The sequence below is a fragment of the Ohtaekwangia kribbensis genome, from assembly GCF_042676245.1.
GTDB classification, from domain to species: domain Bacteria; phylum Bacteroidota; class Bacteroidia; order Cytophagales; family Cyclobacteriaceae; genus Ohtaekwangia; species Ohtaekwangia kribbensis.
This window is the reverse complement of the sequence record NZ_JBHTKA010000001.1, coordinates 1,883,498-1,901,637: the sequence shown is the minus strand read 5'-3', so window position 1 is coordinate 1,901,637 and position 18,140 is coordinate 1,883,498. Positions and strand designations below refer to the sequence as shown.

General features: G+C 43.0%; 17 protein-coding genes. 8 read left to right on the top strand and 9 right to left on the bottom strand.

The window, feature by feature from the left end; genetic code table 11:
- Positions 1-101: 101 nt before the first annotated feature.
- Positions 102-2,000, bottom strand: coding sequence for a T9SS type A sorting domain-containing protein (locus tag ACFQ21_RS07615; protein WP_377577134.1), 1,899 nt, complete (start codon positions 1,998-2,000; stop codon positions 102-104).
- 537 nt (positions 2,001-2,537) lie between these two features.
- Between ACFQ21_RS07615 and ACFQ21_RS07610 the strand changes: the two genes are divergently transcribed.
- The 5 genes from ACFQ21_RS07610 to ACFQ21_RS07590 all read left to right on the top strand — a co-directional run bounded on the left by ACFQ21_RS07610 (position 2,538) and on the right by ACFQ21_RS07590 (position 6,653).
- The gene (locus ACFQ21_RS07610; RefSeq protein ID WP_377577131.1) at positions 2,538-3,305 is read left to right on the top strand and encodes a prolipoprotein diacylglyceryl transferase; all 768 of its coding nucleotides are present in this window, start codon (positions 2,538-2,540) and stop codon (positions 3,303-3,305) included.
- The gene (locus ACFQ21_RS07605) at positions 3,295-4,692 is read left to right on the top strand and encodes a radical SAM protein (RefSeq protein ID WP_377577129.1); all 1,398 of its coding nucleotides are present in this window, start codon (positions 3,295-3,297) and stop codon (positions 4,690-4,692) included. Before ACFQ21_RS07610 ends, ACFQ21_RS07605 begins: the two co-directional genes overlap by 11 nt.
- A gap of 2 nt (positions 4,693-4,694) precedes the next feature.
- Positions 4,695-4,964, top strand: coding sequence for a hypothetical protein (locus ACFQ21_RS07600; RefSeq protein ID WP_377577127.1), 270 nt, complete (start codon positions 4,695-4,697; stop codon positions 4,962-4,964).
- A gap of 159 nt (positions 4,965-5,123) precedes the next feature.
- On the top strand, positions 5,124-5,555 hold the full coding sequence (locus ACFQ21_RS07595; RefSeq protein ID WP_377577125.1) for a hypothetical protein: 432 nt from the start codon (positions 5,124-5,126) through the stop codon (positions 5,553-5,555).
- A gap of 219 nt (positions 5,556-5,774) precedes the next feature.
- Positions 5,775-6,653 carry an ester cyclase gene (locus ACFQ21_RS07590; RefSeq protein ID WP_377577122.1) on the top strand — a complete coding sequence of 293 codons (879 nt, stop codon included), beginning with the start codon at positions 5,775-5,777 and terminating at the stop codon, positions 6,651-6,653.
- A gap of 160 nt (positions 6,654-6,813) precedes the next feature.
- On the opposite strand, the gene ACFQ21_RS07585 is transcribed toward ACFQ21_RS07590, so the two are convergent.
- From ACFQ21_RS07585 to ACFQ21_RS07565, 5 genes are all read right to left on the bottom strand, one after another.
- Positions 6,814-7,908, bottom strand: coding sequence for a monodechloroaminopyrrolnitrin synthase PrnB family protein (locus ACFQ21_RS07585; RefSeq protein ID WP_377577119.1), 1,095 nt, complete (start codon positions 7,906-7,908; stop codon positions 6,814-6,816).
- A gap of 7 nt (positions 7,909-7,915) precedes the next feature.
- A complete protein-coding gene (locus ACFQ21_RS07580; protein WP_377577116.1) occupies positions 7,916-8,314 on the bottom strand; it encodes a hypothetical protein in 399 nt (132 codons plus the stop codon).
- A gap of 488 nt (positions 8,315-8,802) precedes the next feature.
- Positions 8,803-9,480: a hypothetical protein gene (locus ACFQ21_RS07575; RefSeq protein WP_377577113.1), complete on the bottom strand. Its 678-nt coding sequence runs from the start codon at positions 9,478-9,480 to the stop codon at positions 8,803-8,805.
- A 26-nt stretch (positions 9,481-9,506) separates the two neighbouring features.
- Complete coding sequence (locus ACFQ21_RS30540; RefSeq protein ID WP_449290173.1) at positions 9,507-9,851, bottom strand: hypothetical protein; 345 nt, start codon at positions 9,849-9,851, stop codon at positions 9,507-9,509.
- A 414-nt stretch (positions 9,852-10,265) separates the two neighbouring features.
- A complete protein-coding gene (locus ACFQ21_RS07565) occupies positions 10,266-11,591 on the bottom strand; it encodes an NAD(P)/FAD-dependent oxidoreductase (RefSeq protein WP_377577108.1) in 1,326 nt (441 codons plus the stop codon).
- Between the two features lie 1,041 nt (positions 11,592-12,632).
- On the opposite strand from ACFQ21_RS07565, the gene ACFQ21_RS07560 reads away from it, so the two are divergent.
- Positions 12,633-14,210: an Ig-like domain-containing protein gene (locus ACFQ21_RS07560; protein WP_377577105.1), complete on the top strand. Its 1,578-nt coding sequence runs from the start codon at positions 12,633-12,635 to the stop codon at positions 14,208-14,210.
- A gap of 102 nt (positions 14,211-14,312) precedes the next feature.
- On the opposite strand, the gene ACFQ21_RS07555 is transcribed toward ACFQ21_RS07560, so the two are convergent.
- Positions 14,313-14,678 carry a winged helix-turn-helix transcriptional regulator gene (locus ACFQ21_RS07555; RefSeq protein WP_377577102.1) on the bottom strand — a complete coding sequence of 122 codons (366 nt, stop codon included), beginning with the start codon at positions 14,676-14,678 and terminating at the stop codon, positions 14,313-14,315.
- A gap of 69 nt (positions 14,679-14,747) precedes the next feature.
- Between ACFQ21_RS07555 and ACFQ21_RS07550 the strand changes: the two genes are divergently transcribed.
- Together ACFQ21_RS07550 and ACFQ21_RS07545 are read left to right on the top strand one after the other, a co-directional pair.
- Positions 14,748-15,143, top strand: a complete 396-nt coding sequence (locus ACFQ21_RS07550) for an antibiotic biosynthesis monooxygenase family protein (protein ID WP_377577099.1) — start codon at positions 14,748-14,750, stop codon at positions 15,141-15,143.
- The gene (locus tag ACFQ21_RS07545) at positions 15,128-15,610 is read left to right on the top strand and encodes a group II truncated hemoglobin (RefSeq protein ID WP_377577096.1); all 483 of its coding nucleotides are present in this window, start codon (positions 15,128-15,130) and stop codon (positions 15,608-15,610) included. The genes ACFQ21_RS07550 and ACFQ21_RS07545 overlap by 16 nt, the downstream gene beginning before the upstream one ends.
- A gap of 21 nt (positions 15,611-15,631) precedes the next feature.
- On the opposite strand, the gene ACFQ21_RS07540 is transcribed toward ACFQ21_RS07545, so the two are convergent.
- Together ACFQ21_RS07540 and ACFQ21_RS07535 are read right to left on the bottom strand one after the other, a co-directional pair.
- Positions 15,632-16,363 carry a sterol desaturase family protein gene (locus ACFQ21_RS07540; protein WP_377577093.1) on the bottom strand — a complete coding sequence of 244 codons (732 nt, stop codon included), beginning with the start codon at positions 16,361-16,363 and terminating at the stop codon, positions 15,632-15,634.
- Between the two features lie 13 nt (positions 16,364-16,376).
- Positions 16,377-17,849: an adenosine deaminase gene (locus tag ACFQ21_RS07535; protein ID WP_377577090.1), complete on the bottom strand. Its 1,473-nt coding sequence runs from the start codon at positions 17,847-17,849 to the stop codon at positions 16,377-16,379.
- Between the last annotated feature and the right edge of the window lie 291 nt (positions 17,850-18,140).

Genomic DNA, 18,140 nt, shown 5'->3' with positions numbered 1-18,140 from the left:
TCGCATCATCCGGTGCGACCCGCTCATTATTATTATCTATACTATATAGTGTGTTGTACTGCTTGTGGATTAGACAGCAGTTGGTGATTGTCCCGAAAACGTTAGTGAATAACGAGTTTTCGGTTTGCTGACCAGGCTGCAGATGTAATTCTGACTATATATACTCCACTCAGCAATGCGCTTAGCCGGAGGGTTGCCGATCCGGATTGAGACACTTGCAACTTTGTTTGTGCTACCTGGATACCTTGCGGATCGAGAATAGTGATGGTATATGCGCCATCCGGAACATCAATCAGGTCGACTGTAACATCATCGTCCTGGTTAACAGGATTCGGATATACAGATGCAAATGGTTCTGCCGGTCCATCGAATTCAATCCGTATAACTTTGAAGCGGACTGTGGTGCCATCCAGATCGGTCTGCGAGAGTCGATAGTAATATACTCCCGCCTTTGCTCCGTCATCTGTAAATTGATATTTGTTTGTAAGTTGTGATGTTCCACTTCCTTTTACGGTGCCGATCGTTATAAATTCTTCACCATTGGCCGAGCGCTCCAGGGTAAAATAATCGTTGTTGATCTCCGTAGCCGTTGCCCAATGCAATTCAATGGCATGTGTTTGCTCATTGTTCAATCCTTTAAAATATAGTAATGAAACAGGTAGTGGTGTATTGCCTGCACTGCCTATAATGCCGGAGTTTGCTGTACCGCTGGCTGTGCTTGCGCGTGTAGTACAAGTGTTTTCATTGCAGCCACCTGTTCCACTGGCCGTGGTGGTCGTTATATTTGTTGTGGGCTGTGCTGACGAGTATATTACAACGCCCTGGCCACCACCACCGCCACCTCCGTGCGATCGGGAGTCGTTTACAGTTCCTCCGCTTCCTCCGTTGGCGGCTACGGTTAATGTACAGCCTGATGCTATATTAAAAGTCTTAACGGCAAGCACTATACTTCCTCCTGCACCTCCTCCTCCGGCTCCATCATTGCCAGAGGTATTTGCGGCTGTGCCACCACCACCGTTGGCGGATATTGTAACGGTTCCACACGCGCCAGTGGTAGTTATCTGTTTAGCGTTAATAAGAATAATGCCGCCTCCATCTGCACCGGCAGTTGCAGTACTGTTGTTTTGCTGGCCACCGCCACCGCCACCTCCCATAAAGACGCGACTGGCACTTATACTTGTGCTTAACGATATACCCCCCTGGCCTCCTACAGGAGTTGACTCACATAAATATCCAGGGCCACCGTCACCTCCCGTAGTATAGTTTCCGCCACCGCCACCTCCGGCATTATGCAAATTACCTCCACCGCCACCGTTAAGATCTTTAGCACGACCATAAATATAGCCTGTCGATGTTATCTTATATATACTTTCTCCTTTTCTACCGGACGCCGCATTGTTGCTGGTAATCCATGTGGATGCATCACATATTACACTATTACCTATTCCCGAGCGTGTGCCGCCAATAAACCCGGCCTCATTGGCGGTGAGGTTATGAGCCAGGGTGAGTGTGCCTGATACTTCCATAGCAAGCACGCCACCAACATTTCCATTCCAATCCATGGCAGTCATGTTTGCAGTTGTAGTATAATCCGGATTACCATAGAGTCTGAACGATATAATCTGTACAGAGGAATTTGTGCCTATATTAAACGTATTACTGAGAGTTGCATTAAGTGTTATTGTGCTGGGAAGCCCGGAGCTTTCAGTGTGTGATGCGATTGTAGCTACTTCATATATACCGGCAGATTTAATGGAGCCCAATGATCCGAAAGTAGATGCGTTGGTAACATCACCAATGACATCATCCTGCATTTGCATAATGATAATCCTGTTGCCATCTTCAAAAGTGTGAAAGGTTTCCGTTACATTCGATAAGGTTAGTACTTTGCCCGAGATAGCTGTGACTTTTGCATAGGCGTTTACTTGCGCTGATACTCTTGTGCCCGTAAAATATGCCAGGCAAAATATTAGCAGAAATATCCGGTACTCAATTCTCATACTTCTCAAACGATAGCGATTAATACTACTTATAGATATATACAATCGTCAAAATTATGTATTAATCGTTAGGGCAATTGTTAGATGTATGAATACAGTAAATTTTTATACAGTCTTGTGATGCGTAAATAATTAAGGATTAGTTATGAATGTTTTTGTATACCTTTTAATTAGGTATTATAATTATTTGGAATACTTTTGATAAGACCAGTCAGAACGAAAGAGAGGATTTGCAATAGCCCGTTATTGGGTATGTATATTAGGCTGGATGTGTTTGTTTGATCAGTAAGCCCCCTGGTCTCTATACCCTAAAATCAGACGCCTTGAGTAATTTGATGCAAACTATAAAAAGAGCGATTCATTCCAAATTTGAATTCGTCAGTCTATTGTTATCTTCAAAAACGAAGATCTCCTCTCTGTTTCGAAAGCAGCTTCTTACTCCTTCCTCCTTACTTCTGGATTCTTAATTCGCCATAGCGCGATTTTCGAGTATTCTGTATATCTTGAAAGTAACAACCCATACTCATCTCCACCTCAATGAAGTACCCTGTAGAAATCGGATTCGGCAATGTTCGTGTCAGTGCTCATTTTATATTAGAGACGCTGGCCTTTATTATCGGCTTCCGGTACTTCCTATACCTCAAGCGTAAACAGTCAGACCCGATTCCTGAATCGAATCGTATCTGGATCATTATCGGTGCTGCTTTCGGTGCCTTTCTTTTTTCGCGCCTCCTCGGTTCGCTCGAAGATCCGCAGGCATGGGCACGGGCCGACAACCCGTGGCTATATTTCTATGCGAACAAGACTATTGTGGGGGGCTTGCTGGGAGGTTTGCTGTTTGTGGAGATTACTAAAATGTTTTTAAAAGAAAAGTCATCATCGGGCGATATGTTTACATACCCGCTTATACTGGCGATGATTATAGGTCGTTTAGGATGCTTCTCGGCCGGTATATATGAACCAACATTTGGTATAGCATCATCACTTCCCTGGGCGATGGATCTGGGCGATGGTATATTGAGACACCCGGTGGCGCTGTATGAAATCTTATTTTTGATGTTGCTCTGGTTCTCCCTCTATAGCCTTGAGAAATATACCCTGCTGGCCATGGGTGTGCGATTTAAACTATTTATGATTGCGTACCTCATGTTTCGTTTCATACTTGAATTTATAAAGCCTGTCCACCCCCTGGTGTGGTCGCTGACAACGATACAACTGGCGTGCCTCGGTGGACTAGTGTATTACTATCGCACCCTTGCACTTTTGTTTTATAATCCCGGTAAACTTGCCATGCATGAACAATAAACGAAACTATATTTACTACGACTATACCGTTAGCCTTTGTACGGTGTGCCATCGGCAGATTGATGCCAAAATTATTTTCGAAGACGAAAAAGTATTCCTTACCAAGCGATGCCGTGAACATGGTTCGCAGAAAGTATTGATCGCAGATGATATTCAATACTATAAGCAGATTCGAAATTATAACAAGGCATCCGAATATCCGCTGCGTCCGCATACGGCAACACATTATGGATGTCCGTACGACTGTGGTATTTGTCCGGATCACGAGCAGCATTCCTGTCTCACACTAATTGAAATTACAGACCGGTGCAATCTTACCTGCCCTACATGCTATGCAAGTTCGTCACCTACACATGGAAGACACCGCACGCTGGAAGAGATTGAGTTTATGCTCGATGCTATTGTGAGGAGTGAAGGTGAGCCGGATGTTGTACAGATCAGCGGAGGTGAACCGACTATACATCCCGACTTCTTTACCATACTGGATATGGCCAAGGCACGCCCCATCAAACACCTGATGGTAAATACCAATGGAATTCGTATAGCATCCGATCCTGCCTTTGCAGCACGGCTTGCATCGTACATGCCCGACTTCGAAATATACCTGCAATTTGATTCTTTCGAAGAGCATGCCTTGCAGCAGCTGCGTGGTAAGGATATGCGTGCAGTTCGCGAGAAAGCTATAGCAACATTAAATGCACTGAACTTGTCAACCACGCTGGTGGTAACATTGCAGAAAGGGTTGAACGACCATGAGATTGGTAAGACAATCGACTATGCTTTGCAGCAACGTTGTGTAAGGGGTGTTACGTTTCAGCCTACGCAAGTGAGCGGAAGATTGGAACATTTCGATCCTGCAGTAAACCGTTTAACCAATACAGAGATCAGACGAAAGATACTGGAGCAGACTGCGGTGTTTCAACCCAATGATCTTATACCGGTGCCGTGCAATCCGGATGCGCTGGTAATGGGCTATGCACTGAAGACGGATGCAGGTGTACACGGACTTACCCGACTTATTGATCCGGAATTCTTGTTGAATAATTCGCGCAACACCATCGTATATGAACAGGATGAGAAGTTGCATGGTCATGTGACGAAAATGTTCAGCACCGCTAATTCCATTGATTCACTTGAAAATGATTTTCATCATTTACTATGTTGCCTGCCTGACATTATAGCACCGGAGTTCTCCTATAATAATTTGTTCAGAGTTATTATCATGAACTTTATGGATGCGTATGATTTTGATGTGAGGGCAATCAAGAAATCATGTGTTCATATTGTTGATACATCGGGTAAAATAATACCATTCGAAACCATGAATTTGTTTTACCGCCCCGAGTTTAATGAGAAACTGAAACTGCTTCGCGAAGAAATACTATAGCTATGAGCAATATTAAGAAAATTGTAGGCATTAACTTATGTATTATGTTGGCGTACATGGTATTAATCAATATTACGTCAGTAGGTCAGGAACGTCAACTTGCCGTGTTGGTGTTTTCGGCTTTTGCTGTAGGTGTTCATGTAGCGATCAGCGTATTGGTAGCTATTATCTTTTTCATTCAGAAAAATCCACAGGCACAAGCATTTCTGTTGAGCGCAGGTCTTGTTTTATTAATTGGCTTTTCAGCGTGCCTGGGTAGTACAGCGCTATAATACACAGTGGCATTTGTTTTCATAGCCGGCATGTATACCCGAAATATAGGGTATACTTTAGTGGTTGTATGAAGTATGATGACTATGAATGTTTAATCATTAGTAGACGTTTATCAGATATACTGTTACCTTAGCATAAGCTAAACCAAACAAGTGATCATGATAGAAGGAATATGGCAGGGCGAATACGTTTATGATGAATACTGTAAAGTTCCGTTCCAGCAAGTTACTATACCTTTTACCTTGAGTATCAGACAGTCGGGAGTGATGGGAATGAGCGGTGGGCTTGAGGGGGTGTGGCAAGACGATTCTGCTATCAGCAATATTACCATGCCAGCCAATGTGTACGGCCTTGCCAAAGACAACTCGTTATTCTTTGTAAAACTGTATCCGAAAACATTCGGCTATGATGAAAGCGGCAATCTCTTTGTTGGTGATGAAGCGCATCCGGAAATTTTCTATACCGGTATGTTATGGAAGGATGATATCTTTCACGGCACCTGGCGTATCGAACGAACCTTTAGAAAAGTAAACGGAAGGTTATATCAGATACTGGCAGGGTCAGGGATGTGGTGGATTAAAAAGGTATAGCGGCTATTATATTATTGATTAAGTATAGGATTTAACCTCCTTATAGACATTGGTCATCATTACAGGAAATCCTTCGGTGAATAGCCGGAGGATTTTTTATTTGAAAGATGAGTGATCACCCTCTATCTCTCCGGTATTTTCCTGCCAGGTTAAATCAATGATTTTTTACAATTCTGCGTTTTCACTGCCGGCTAATTTTGATAAAAAATAACAGGAACGATGAACGCAAATAACAATCCGAAAGCGGGGCTATGCCTGATGGCGGCTTTACTGCTAACCACCGTGCTGAGTGTAGCACAGGGAAAAATAAATCATAATCCGAAAACTAAAACAAACAATGCCATGTCTTCCATTCAGCATAACAAGGAGGTAGTTCGTAAAATTTATGAAGAGTCGTTGAACAAACGAAATATAGCATTGCTGCACGATTTTATTGCTGATACATATACCGGCATTGATGGCGCCAATGGTGCAGATAGTTTTAACGGCCCGGTAACAGCCGTGATCAAAGCATTTCCGGATGCGCAATGGCATATTGAAGAACTTATTGGTGAAGGCGATCGTGTGGTTGTCCGGTGGAGAATAGAAGGTACGCACAAGGGACCGTTTCAAAATATACCGCCTACCGGTAATAAAGTGTCAGTTAAGGGAATGGGTATTTATGAACTGGAAGATGGTAAAGTAACGGCAACGCAAATACAAACCGATCGCTTTACGTTTCTGCAACAGCTTGATGTATTACCGGCAGATATAGCGGTGCTCCAACGCAGACAATCAAAAGACCGCGTTAGCTTTATTGACAAGTTTCTGATACCTGCCCCTGCCCGGCAGGAATTCTATGAGCGAATGAATATAAACCGAAGCTTCATTAAAACGCTTCCAGGCTTTATTGAAGATGCAGCTTACGAGTATACAGATGATCAGGGTAATTTAATTTGTGTAACGGTAGCCCTATGGGAAAATCGTGAAGCCCTTGCCAAGGCAAAAGATGCCGTGCAGGCAGAATACAGAAAGCAGGGCTTTGATGCTGCAGAAATGTTAAGGCGATTGAATATTACTGCAGATCGTGGCATCTATACTCCGGTGGCAAATCCATGAGGGGGGTGTTATCCGTTGATAGTTATCCGTTAATCTTTAATTGCCGACACAAAACGATGATGGCGAAAAGGACTATACATGGATATATAAAAACAAAAAAACTCAGGCTATTCTGTCTGAGTTTTTTTGTACTTACTAATTTATAGCGTGCAACAGTTCTTTATACTCTTACTTTTGCACGCGTAAGACTTTCCTGGAAAGCTCCTACCTTTTCGTTCTGAAGTTTCAGAATGTGCTGCAGTATATTAGTGGAATACCCTCCGCTGCCTTTGCTGCGGTTGTGTTCTTCACCATGCGCATAAGCTTCTTCCGCGAGTTTCTTATGTGGCATGCGGAAGCTTTTTAATATCGTACACAGCTCGAGTACAGCCTGTGCAGCTCTGTAATTTTCAGAAGAAGGCCGTTCCTGTATATTTTGTTCAATTACTGAAAGGAGCGAAGGTTTACCTTTAAAGCGATTATATATATCGCGGATGAAGTGCAGGTTGTACGGTAAATACCCTTCTTTGAAAGAAGTATATTCAGCATCCGTTGAGTCGCTGCTCCAGAGTAAATGATCGAATACAAACATAGGCATCTCCACGGCACCAGGGCCGATGTAGTCTTTGTTGTAATCAACTTTTATCGGATCGTAATAAAAGCGCAGTTCATTGGCAAATATAGCAGGCGATACATTACGCTTGGCGTGAACGATTCCTTTCACCATGGCCTCCATCTTTTCGCGCACTTCGCTGCAAATACGTACAAACGATGCTATGTCTAGTTCACGGTTGTGGAGTATTTCCATTTGTGTAATGGCCTCCATCAACTGCGGCATGGCAATCTTTACACTTTCAATGAGACATCTTTCATCGCGCAGACCAGTATAGGTTCGCATGCGATCACCATCCGGGTTCCACACGGTATAATGAAGCAAAGTATCGCGTGGTGGTAAATCAGTTTTTACCATTAGCACCAACAATACATATTCCAGTTCAGGAATAACCGCTACCGGTTCTATACCATGTTTCTTCAGTATACCGATAAATATACCCAGATCGCGCATAGCTGCTATAGATTCATCGTACGAATAACGATCCAGCGTATCCGGTATAGGAAGCGACCGGTATAGCAACTGAATGATCTCGTTCGTGTCAGCTGCGCGGTTAAGTTCGTGTAACACGGGAAGCTTCTCGTCAAAATTCAACGGATCGAGTGCGAGAATGCTTTCGCTGTTTCTAAGCCATTGTTGTACTATAAGACTGGTGTTGTGCATGGGGCTCTCAGCTAAGAATCCATTTCACACAATCTGTTTCGGAGTTGAACATGTTAATGCTCAGGTTTCCTACTTGTCCTTCCTTGTTTACTTTGTTTACCGTGGCAGCAGCAAAAACATCTTCGGCAACCACGGCACCTACTTTGCGCAATCCGACTTTCTCTACTTCCGGAAACCACTCGCGGGTGAGATAATCCTGAACTTCTTTTGAAAGCACTTTCAACTGGCGGTGGTCGCTGAGGTGACCGGTAATATCATTTTCTTTGATATACTTGGTCATGTAAGAACAACCCGTGCGAACATCTTCCGGCTTCAGAAAACCGATCCACTTTGCTACGAGAATATTATTCGATTTATTCAAATAAATTTCTGCGTACGGCTGTTTAAATAAACTTATGTTGCTCATAATGATTAAAAGGGTTTGAGTGCAGCAAATGTGCATTTCTATCCTAAAAAATAAAAGTGCACGTAGTAAATGTTGTAACGTTATCGAAGAATGATCTCTATACAATATGCACAACAACCTATGATAATAAATCAATGAAAGATTCCATTGAGAAACAGCATATGTGAATATGCTGCATGCGGACTTCAATTTCGTGTAGCCATAACGTTGTATCAGCTTGCAGAACAGCTAGTTGTAAAGTAGATGTTTAATCATGTATTATTCAGCATGATGAAAAATGTGTGAAGCTTACATTTGTATTGATTTCAACAGATTAACAACCGGCTTATTAAATGTAAAATGTACAATCATGAATTGCCGGTAACGGAGAATTAATAAAAAATTAAACGGATCTGCGTTCCCTGTTCCGGCCAGTAGGTACTCCGTTGTAAAAGGATGCGGCCGTCTGGCTGCGTGTGAGGCGCAGCTTTTTCGATAAAGCACGCGCTTTACAAATTGTCCAGCATTTTTTTATCCAGTGATGAAACGTAGAGCGCAATGGTGAAGATAACATTCTTCAAGGCGTTGGACCCATTATGCAACCCCCACGATAGCAGGAACTGATTGTCGGCTTTCAGAATAAGCCGGTCTACCGTAACAAAGAGGAACAGATTCAGACCAAAGTATATAAACACAGCAGTGTTGATCCAGAACATATACATGCGCTCGATGAAGGGCTCAGGCAGTTCGCGAATGAGCCTGTAGAAATAGAATATCGAATAAAGTACAAACACAATGCTTGAAATCGTAAACAGGTTTGTGTTGAACCCTGTAACGCCTTGAATAAAAAACAGGTTGATCACCGCAAAGATTGCAAACAGCACACCTGTTACGGAGATGATCTTTTTATAGGACGGTACACTAAAGGCTGTACGATAAATACTGCTTAATAAAATGAATTGTACACACAGGTATATACTAACGATAGTATTGGGATTTATACCGAAGTACTTATAAAGCAACAGGCATAGCATGTCAGACAATCCGGATGCGAGCAGGAGTGCACCGAGCAGCCATATACCTGTTGGTAATTTTTTTCTGTTTCGCGCGAAGATAAATACAGCTAACGGTATCAGGATTGAGTATACCGATATATCGCGCAAAATTCGAAATGTTTCTAAGTCCATTTACAGAGGATCTTTTTTTGGTGTTATCAGTTTGTAGGACAGTACGGAGGGCACGGGCTCGATGCATCAGCGATCAACCCCTGTGCAGAGAGCAGCGTTGCTCCTTCGGCATCATCCGGCCAGATGTTACTTCCATCTTCACGTGCTCCAACCAGCAGCAATTGTTTTTCGCCTTCATCATTACTTGCATAGTAAATGCGAATGCCAACGCACTCGTGCTGTGACAGGATCTCATCTATTATATTTAAGCCAAAGAAGCGCGCGCGTATACCTCCGTGCTGCGGATGTTTTTCATGGTAATTTTTAATCCAGCGCATCGCGGTTTCTTTTGAAATTGCTTTTCCTACTGTCGGACTAAGTCTGTAACTCATAGTATGTAAAATTTAGGTTTAAGTGTCAGGTTGCTATTGTTTATCATTAATTCGTGATGCTCCATTTCAGGGTTCAAGTATATAGCAGCCCAGGAATAAAAAATCAAAAAGTTTAAGGAATACACTACAGCGCGCGGTATAGTAAAAAAGTACTATGACAACTAGTATGATTGTACTATGACAGATGAATATTGCGGGCTCTTTCAGCGTTTTGCCAATCGGTATGCGCGAATAAAACGACTGTATGCAAGTTGTACCTTACATGCGCGCAGGGGGAGAGAGCTATATATTTCAAGATGAAACTACGTATTTATACGGACTTTGTCACCAGTAGTTTTAAATATAGCACAAGGTTGCTCATAAAAAAGCCTCCGGTCGGGAGGCTCTTTGAGATTCAGGCGTATTGCTTTTGCCTTATCGCTCGACCAGACTTTCCTGGTATATATTCTTTGGTTTGTGATCAGTTTGCGCGAACTCTTCCGGTTTGGGTCTTATGATCAGGCGCAGCGTTGGGTCATCGGTGAGGAACGACCAGGTCCAGTTAAACGTGAGCTTCAGTTTATTCCGGAATCCGGCAATCGGTATCAGGTGTATAAATAACCAGATGATCCAAGCTATAAATCCTTTTACAAATGCTTTTGGTAAATCTACCACAGCTTTATACTTCGCGATAATAGCCATGCTGCCTTTGTCGTTATACCGGAAAGATTTCATCGCACGATTTTCATGAAGTCGTTTAAAATTATCTGCTAGTAATTTTCCCTGCTGTATAGCTACCTGCGCTAACTGCGGGTGGCCGGATGGAAATTTAGCTTCGTGCAGGGCCAGGCTTATATCACCAAGTGCATATACACCTTCTATATCTTTTACCTTACAATATTCATCGACAAGAATTCTGCGGCCGCGTCCTAATTTTTCCGGAGGCAGTCCACGTACTTCACGACCAATTACACCGGAGGTCCAGATCAACGCATTCGTCTGAATCACTTCACCATTACTCAAAATTACTTTACCATCTACATAATCTTTAACGGCTGTATTGAGTTTAATCGTGATGCCCAGTTTTTCTAAAACCGTGTGAGCTTCCTGTTGTGCTTTAGTACTCATCGGGCCCAGCAGTACTTTGCCGGCTTCAATTAAATATATAGGTAAATTTCCGCCCGGCATCTCCGGATATTCTACCGGGCCAATCTTGTGCGCCATTTCAGCCAGCATACCGGCAACTTCTACTCCCGTAGGCCCACCACCCGCGATCACTATATTTAGCAGGCGTTTACGTTCAGCGAGGTCCAAAGTCTTTACCGCCTTCTCCATGTTCAGCAGTAAATGGTTGCGCAGGTTGGTGGCATCATTTATACTCTTCAATGCCCACGAATTCTTCTTCACGTTTTCCATTCCGAAGTAATTCGTTTCAGTACCCAGCGCCAGCACGAGGTAATCGTAAGCGAGTATATCAGTTTCTGTCTCGATGGTTTTATCTTCCCAGTTAACACGAATGAGACAGCCCAGATGAAAGCGCAGGTTCTTTTTCATCTGGAACATCTTCCGGAAAGGATAGCTGATGTTAGAAGGTTCGATGAATGCCATGCCTACCTGGTAAAGCAGAGGCGGAAAGAAATGATAATTATTGTTATCAACTAATGTGATCTGAAAGCGCATGTCGTTAGCCATGCGTTTGATAAAGTTAAGACCGGCAAATCCCCCGCCTACAACTATAATTTTTTTTGGTGCAGTGTTCATACGTAAAAACCGTTAGACTATGTATTCATTACCCGCGCGAACGCTTGCAGAGACTGTAGTGCTTTAATTAAAGATATAGTAAACTATTATGCCGTAATGGGGTTTGTACGGTATACACGCCTCTGTATGTGTTGTTGCGTGACTCGTGAATATATACGTATCGTAAAGCCATAACGATGTTAAAATCGTAGAAAAGAATTTACAAATTATACCCGGCAGGCAATCCTTTTACCATGCTATAATACAAGCAACACCGAACACGATTGCCCTGGCATGTTACGATATAGAGATACTGGCTGCCCCTCTATTCTGGGATTGCGGCCAACCGGTGTTTAAAAATTGGCAGCAACACTTTTTGCCTTGTGGACTTGCTGAAGCCTTGCAGGTATATCGTCCGGTAAAGACTATTCCAACGCTCAATAATCTGTATAGTACAAAGCGTGATGCTGTAACACAGTGTCTCAGTAGTGATGCGCCCCGGCAATTTTCGGTTGCGTTGGGGTGTGAGGTGAAACAAACGATCCGACAAAAAAAAGGGTATAATTCTAAATCGCCTCATAGCCACCGGTAAAATAGACGGCACGACTGTGACTATCTTTAACCCGACATTGGACATCAGCGACAAGATGCGCATAACATCATGAGAACGTTATCACAAGCTTTCCGGTAATCTCATCCTATGTTTATAGAGTGTCCGCTTTCGGAAAAAGGTTCCGGTTAGTTTGATAAAAAGCACGGTAGGGGTACCGTTGTATGGTATGCGTTGATAAAGCTACACCTGCTGAGTTATTCGTTTGTGAGTAATGATTTGATAACCAATGCTGTAAATCAGTAGGCTGTCCGTTGTGTTTTGTTGGCTGTCTCAAATCGGTCATTTTAGTCATGTATGTTCCGTGTCAAATTATTCATCAACTGCTAACCCGTTGTTCATTATCATCGAATACCCCATGCGTTGTATAGTATATACGCACATCACTGTTCCAAGTGCTCACACCGTTTTTGGGTATACTTACACTCCCAAAAAAATTAACACTATCGAAAATGCAATTACCCTTTAAAAAAGTGCTCAGCACCAGCGTTGTGTTTGCACTATTTGCTTCGCTTGTTTTATTCAGTTCCTGCGGTGGTGATGACGATGCCACCCCGGATACCACTGCTCCTGAGGTTACGATCGAGGGACTTACCAATGATGCCGCTGTAAATGGTACAGTAGTCGTATCGTTGGATGCAGATCAGAATGATCTCGATAAAGTAGAGATATACGTTGATGGTACATTGGTTACTACGTTAACAGGAAGTCCTTTTCAATATACCTGGGACTCTAACACGGTACAGGACGGTACGCATACGATCAAAGTGGTTGCTTACGACAAATCAGGAAATAAAACTGAACAACAGGTTTCCGTTGCTGTCACTAATACCCTGGTGAGCTTTAGCATCGCAGCCAACCAGCTCGAAACAGAAGAAGGCTATGCTGAGCGTGGCTTTGTATTTCTCTCGGATGAAAACGGAAAAGTAATTGCTTCTACCGAATATGAGAATGGCAAGAGCTATACATTGAAGAATGCTGAATTTAAAGGTGAGAAATTCTATCTGTCTGAAGTGCTAGTACGAACAGGTACAGAGTCAAGCCGCAGTCGCGTTTTTACTTTCGCGCAAATTGAGCGTGGTAAAAGCTGGAAGCTGATGTACGAACATGACAGCGATGAGACTTTTGTTGGTGAGGCTACTCTGAACTTTACAAATTTCGCGAACGGATATGCCTACTATGTTGAATCAAATGGAGACCAGGCATTCCCGGATACATATCATCCGAGCCAGGTTGTAGGTTTGCGTAAAAATCCCAGCAGCCTGTACGTTGAACGCCAGGATGAGTGGGCTACCGAAACTCCTACCTATCGGTTATTCACGAATATTACTACTGGCGCTAGTCATACAATCAACCTGACTAATGTAAATATACCGGTAACGAAGACTACCGTTGATTTGCCTCAGGACGCGTATTATGCGGAAGTCGAGGTCAGAGCTTTTGCTGAGTCAGGTGTTTACGAAAATGCTTTTAAACTGGGTGCATTCAGCTCTTCAGGATCAAAACTTACGTATCACTATCCCGGAACAGCCTTCCCATCTTACTATACACAAATAGAGCTCGAGGCAGATCAGTTTTACTATAGCCGCGGAAGCAGCGAAAAAATGTTCGACGTTAAATACCTTGAAAATGAAGTTTCGTTTGATTACAGCAGTAATAAATTGAACTATAGCGCTGTTGGTGATTTTGATTTGATTGCCGTTATTCTGGGATATGAGGAGAATACGTGGACTCTCGTTCTGCCAGAAGGTACTAACCAGGCTGTTCCTGTTTTAGAGTTGCCGGCATCATTGAGCGGATTTCAATTTCCGGAGTTGGGCCTTCCTGCAGAATATTCCCTTGTTGATTTTGGTGAAATCAATAGCTACGATGATCTGAAGAATTTCATTCGCAACTCGGAATATAGTGTTGATGATTTATTCGAAGATGGCAAGAATTATATAGAGATGAATTATGAAGGCCCTTCTTCCGGTGGAAGAAAGGCTAAAAAAGAAGACCATTTCAGCGCATTAAACTTGCGTAGTGAATAATGAAGAGGTATAGCTATGTTGATAAAAGGAGATCGAAAGATCTCCTTTTTTATTTATAAGAAGTAGCAAAGTATATATTGCCGGAGTGCTAACCAGGTATATCTATTTATACAATGCCTGATCCTTGATATAATCAATATCATGTTTCTTCAGGTAATCGATTCCCCATGTGCTGAGAAAATCAAACAACGGTGCGAGTGTTTTACCTTGTTCTGTTAAAAAATATTCTACGCGATAGGGCTTTTGAGACAATACATCTTTATCGATCAGGTTATCGCGTTGCAGTTCTTTGAGTTGCTGCATCAGCATTTTCTCGGATACTCCGGGTAAGTTATTCCGGATCTCGCTAAAGCCTTTGCGATTGAATTGATGCAGGTGCGACAGGATGAGTATCTTCCACTTGCCGCCTACCAGTCCGAGCGTTACATCTACGGGGCACGTATAGGTCTTGTCGTGTAGTTGAATCATAAGGGCTTACTTATTGGTAAGTTATTGACTTCTGTATACGAATGCTTCACTTTTACCAAAAACAAAACTATGAAAATATTATATGCACTCGTATGGAGTATAGTAAGTTGCACCGCCTTCGCGCAAACACAAACCACCATGAATAAAGATCAATCCTATTCCACTGAAATTATACGCTATAAAATCAGTGCAGAACAGCAAGCAGACTTTGAGGCAGCGTATACCAAAGCTGGCGAATTTCTAAAAGCTTCTCCCTACTGTCTCAGTTATGAAATATTGCACGGAGTGGAAGAACCCCAGCACTATATTATCCGTATTCACTGGACATCGGTTGACGACCATTTGCAAAAGTTCAGAAGCAGTGCCGAGTTCAAATCATTCTTTGCATTGGTGCGACCGTTCTATACAAATATTGAGGAAATGAAACATTATACAAACACTGGTATAGTATGGACGAAAAACTAAGTAAATCTGTTCCTACTCTTTTTGAATGGGCGGGTGGACAACCTGCCTTTGAAAAACTATTTGCCACATTCTATCAACGTGTAGCAGATGATGCCATACTGTCGCCTGTGTTTCGCAACATGTCGGCAGCGCATGCGGATCATGTTGCAAAATTTGTAGCCGAAGTCTTTGGTGGTCCGAAACTATATACCGGTACCAGCGGAAGCCATGCTACTATGGTAGCACATCATATAGGCAAGCATCTTACTGACACACAACGGAAGCGCTGGATAACATTGTTACTGGAAACTGCCGATGAAATTGGACTGCCTGATGATCCGGAATTTCGCTCGGCACTCGTTGGCTATCTCGAGTGGGGAAGTCGCATAGCCGTTATTAACTCCAGTGCTGCTGAAAACCCGATTCAACCCGATGCACCCATGCCAGTGTGGGGCTGGGGCGAAGTAAAGGGGCCATACCAGCCGTAAGTACCGATATATACTTCTCTATTATACTTTGGATTTTTGCAGCGTACCGAAGAGGCGATCCCACAGCGTGGTATAAAATCCAAAATTGAACTGCACATCCTGGTGATGTTGGTGATGAAATGTAGAAGTGCCGAAGTATTTTAGAAAGGCATTGGCGCGTATCTTTTCCGGTAGCGGTTCAATACCTAAATGTCCCAACATGCCGAAGATTACATTCGCCGTAAGGTAAAGTATAATGGCATATATATTGAACGAATATAGCTGTAGCAGTAGCAGCCAGAGGCCACCAAAGCAGAGTGTTTCTATCGGGTGCAGTACAAAGAGATCGATCGGTTTCGGATCAACCGCCTCGTGATGCAGGCCGTGCATGGCCTTGTATAAAAATGTTTTGTGAATGATGTAATGAAACATATACATCAGCAGGTCCATCGCCAGGAAGAGAATCAAAAAGTCCACTATAATAAAGAAGGAGACAGACATGTCCATTACCACGTAGCCGCTCTTCCACAACCAGAAGCCCGCATACGTAACAAGTGTATTGAGTATGTTGGTAACGGCACAGATAATCCACTCACGCGAAGTATAGCGGTATACTTTAACCGGTAACGATGAAAATCGTTGCTGCAGCAAGTTCCCGATCACCAAGACGGATATTGTGATGATTATATTTTCTGCCAGGAAGAGTATTGCTATAGCATACTCCGGCAGTTGTAGCAACTGATTGAGTAAAGCCTGTATAGCAGATGTTTCCATACGTGACATTAAATTATTTTGTGAATTCACGAGCCAGTAAATCCTGCTCCTGCAAAATTTTCTTTTCAAACAGTTCAGTTTTCCTAGCTAAGGAATCCTGCAGCGATTGCTTCAGTTCGGCTTCTTTGATAAAGCTATAGGTAATGCTGTTTCGTATATATTCTTTTATTTCTGCGTACGACACCTGCGGATAGCGCTTGGCTAGTAAAACGTATTGATGTACGAGATTGCTTCGCAGTATACCGGCATCGTCTGTCGAGATTACAATCGGCACATGATACTTACGGTACAACGAAATGGGATGGCTGTCTTCTTTTACCTGTAGTATAAATTCGTTGCTATACAGGTTAATTTCGATCGCGATCTTCTTTTCTTCCATGTGTCTCAACAGGGTGGCGTTGTCGCTTTCGTAAGCCATGTCCACACCGTGCCCGATGCGATTCGCCCCGGCTATATATACAGCATCCTGGATGTGAAAGGTGAGGTCTTCGGGCTTAACGAGTCCGAGCGTAAGTTCACCGGCATGCATCGAGTATTTTACTGTATTGTATAATTGACTGCAGTAGCGAAACATATACATGTGCAGTTTGTAATCGCGCATTGATACATCGCCATGCTCGGGCGAGAGAATGTTCACACCTGTTACAAGCGTATTGGTTTGAGCCGCTTCAAAGGCTGCGAGTAAGTCACGGAAAAATTTAACCGGCTCGTTCCTGCGGTTTACATACGTCTGATAGCGTATAGTCACCGCGTTGTTATCGGGTACATACTGGTTGTGAATAGCCTGAAGCTTTTCATTAAATGCCTTCACATCAGCCGAAAGATCAATGCTTCGGAATGCGGCCACAAGTGAATCCAGCATGGCATGCAGGCGCACGGTGTCGGAGTAGTCTACAAGTTTTAGTGATGACGTATAGTGGGCTTCATCTGTTACCATCTTGTCAGATGGAACGCTTCGTAACATCAACTCCAGGTACTGTACATTTTCGCGTGCTGCGCGGTACTGTAGTTCCTGTAGTCCAACGCCTGTCTCTTTCCATCCACCTGAAGGTAATTTTCCAAACGTATCAAAGAAGTGCTTATGTGATGGTATGCCCAGGTCAACATAATCTTTTACAGACCATGCCTGCAGTATACGTTGTTTGATATCGGCCAGCTTTTTTGCAGCGATCAGCTGTGTTGCTGATTTATACCTTCGGTAATCTCCTTTTTTGTTAACCAGTTTAATGCTGTCGTATTCAAAAGCCAGTGTTACCGTATCGAACCATGGTCGCATGCGCAGCAGATAGTTCCAGTATGTTTCGGCATATACCGAACCGGAAAAATGATTATGCAGATCACCGCCCTTGGGCATCTCGGAAAAGAAGGCGGTAAGCAATGCTTCGTTGTTCCGGATGGATTCAAAATAAGTATGAAGCCGTTGAGAGGACTTTTCGTTTTCGGATATGCAACCTTGTATAACGAGGGTTGATGAAACGATCAGCACGGTAACGATCTTTCGGACAGGCAATGCAAACGGGATCAAAGCAGTTAAGGTTAATGTAGAATGAGTTGCTCAAAGGTACAATTTTCTTTTCAACGTGTATTGTCCAATTCCGGAATCAGGCGGTCAAAGTATTTCATCAAGTGCGCTGCGCCCATAGTCCAAACGTTGCAATTAAACCACACAAGTGTGGAAGAATACCTCACTGTATATTTTCGAATGCTGTTATGCATCTGATTGCTATAACATTCAAAAAACAGTTCGTAATAATTGTTTTAAAGCTTTTTGGGATGT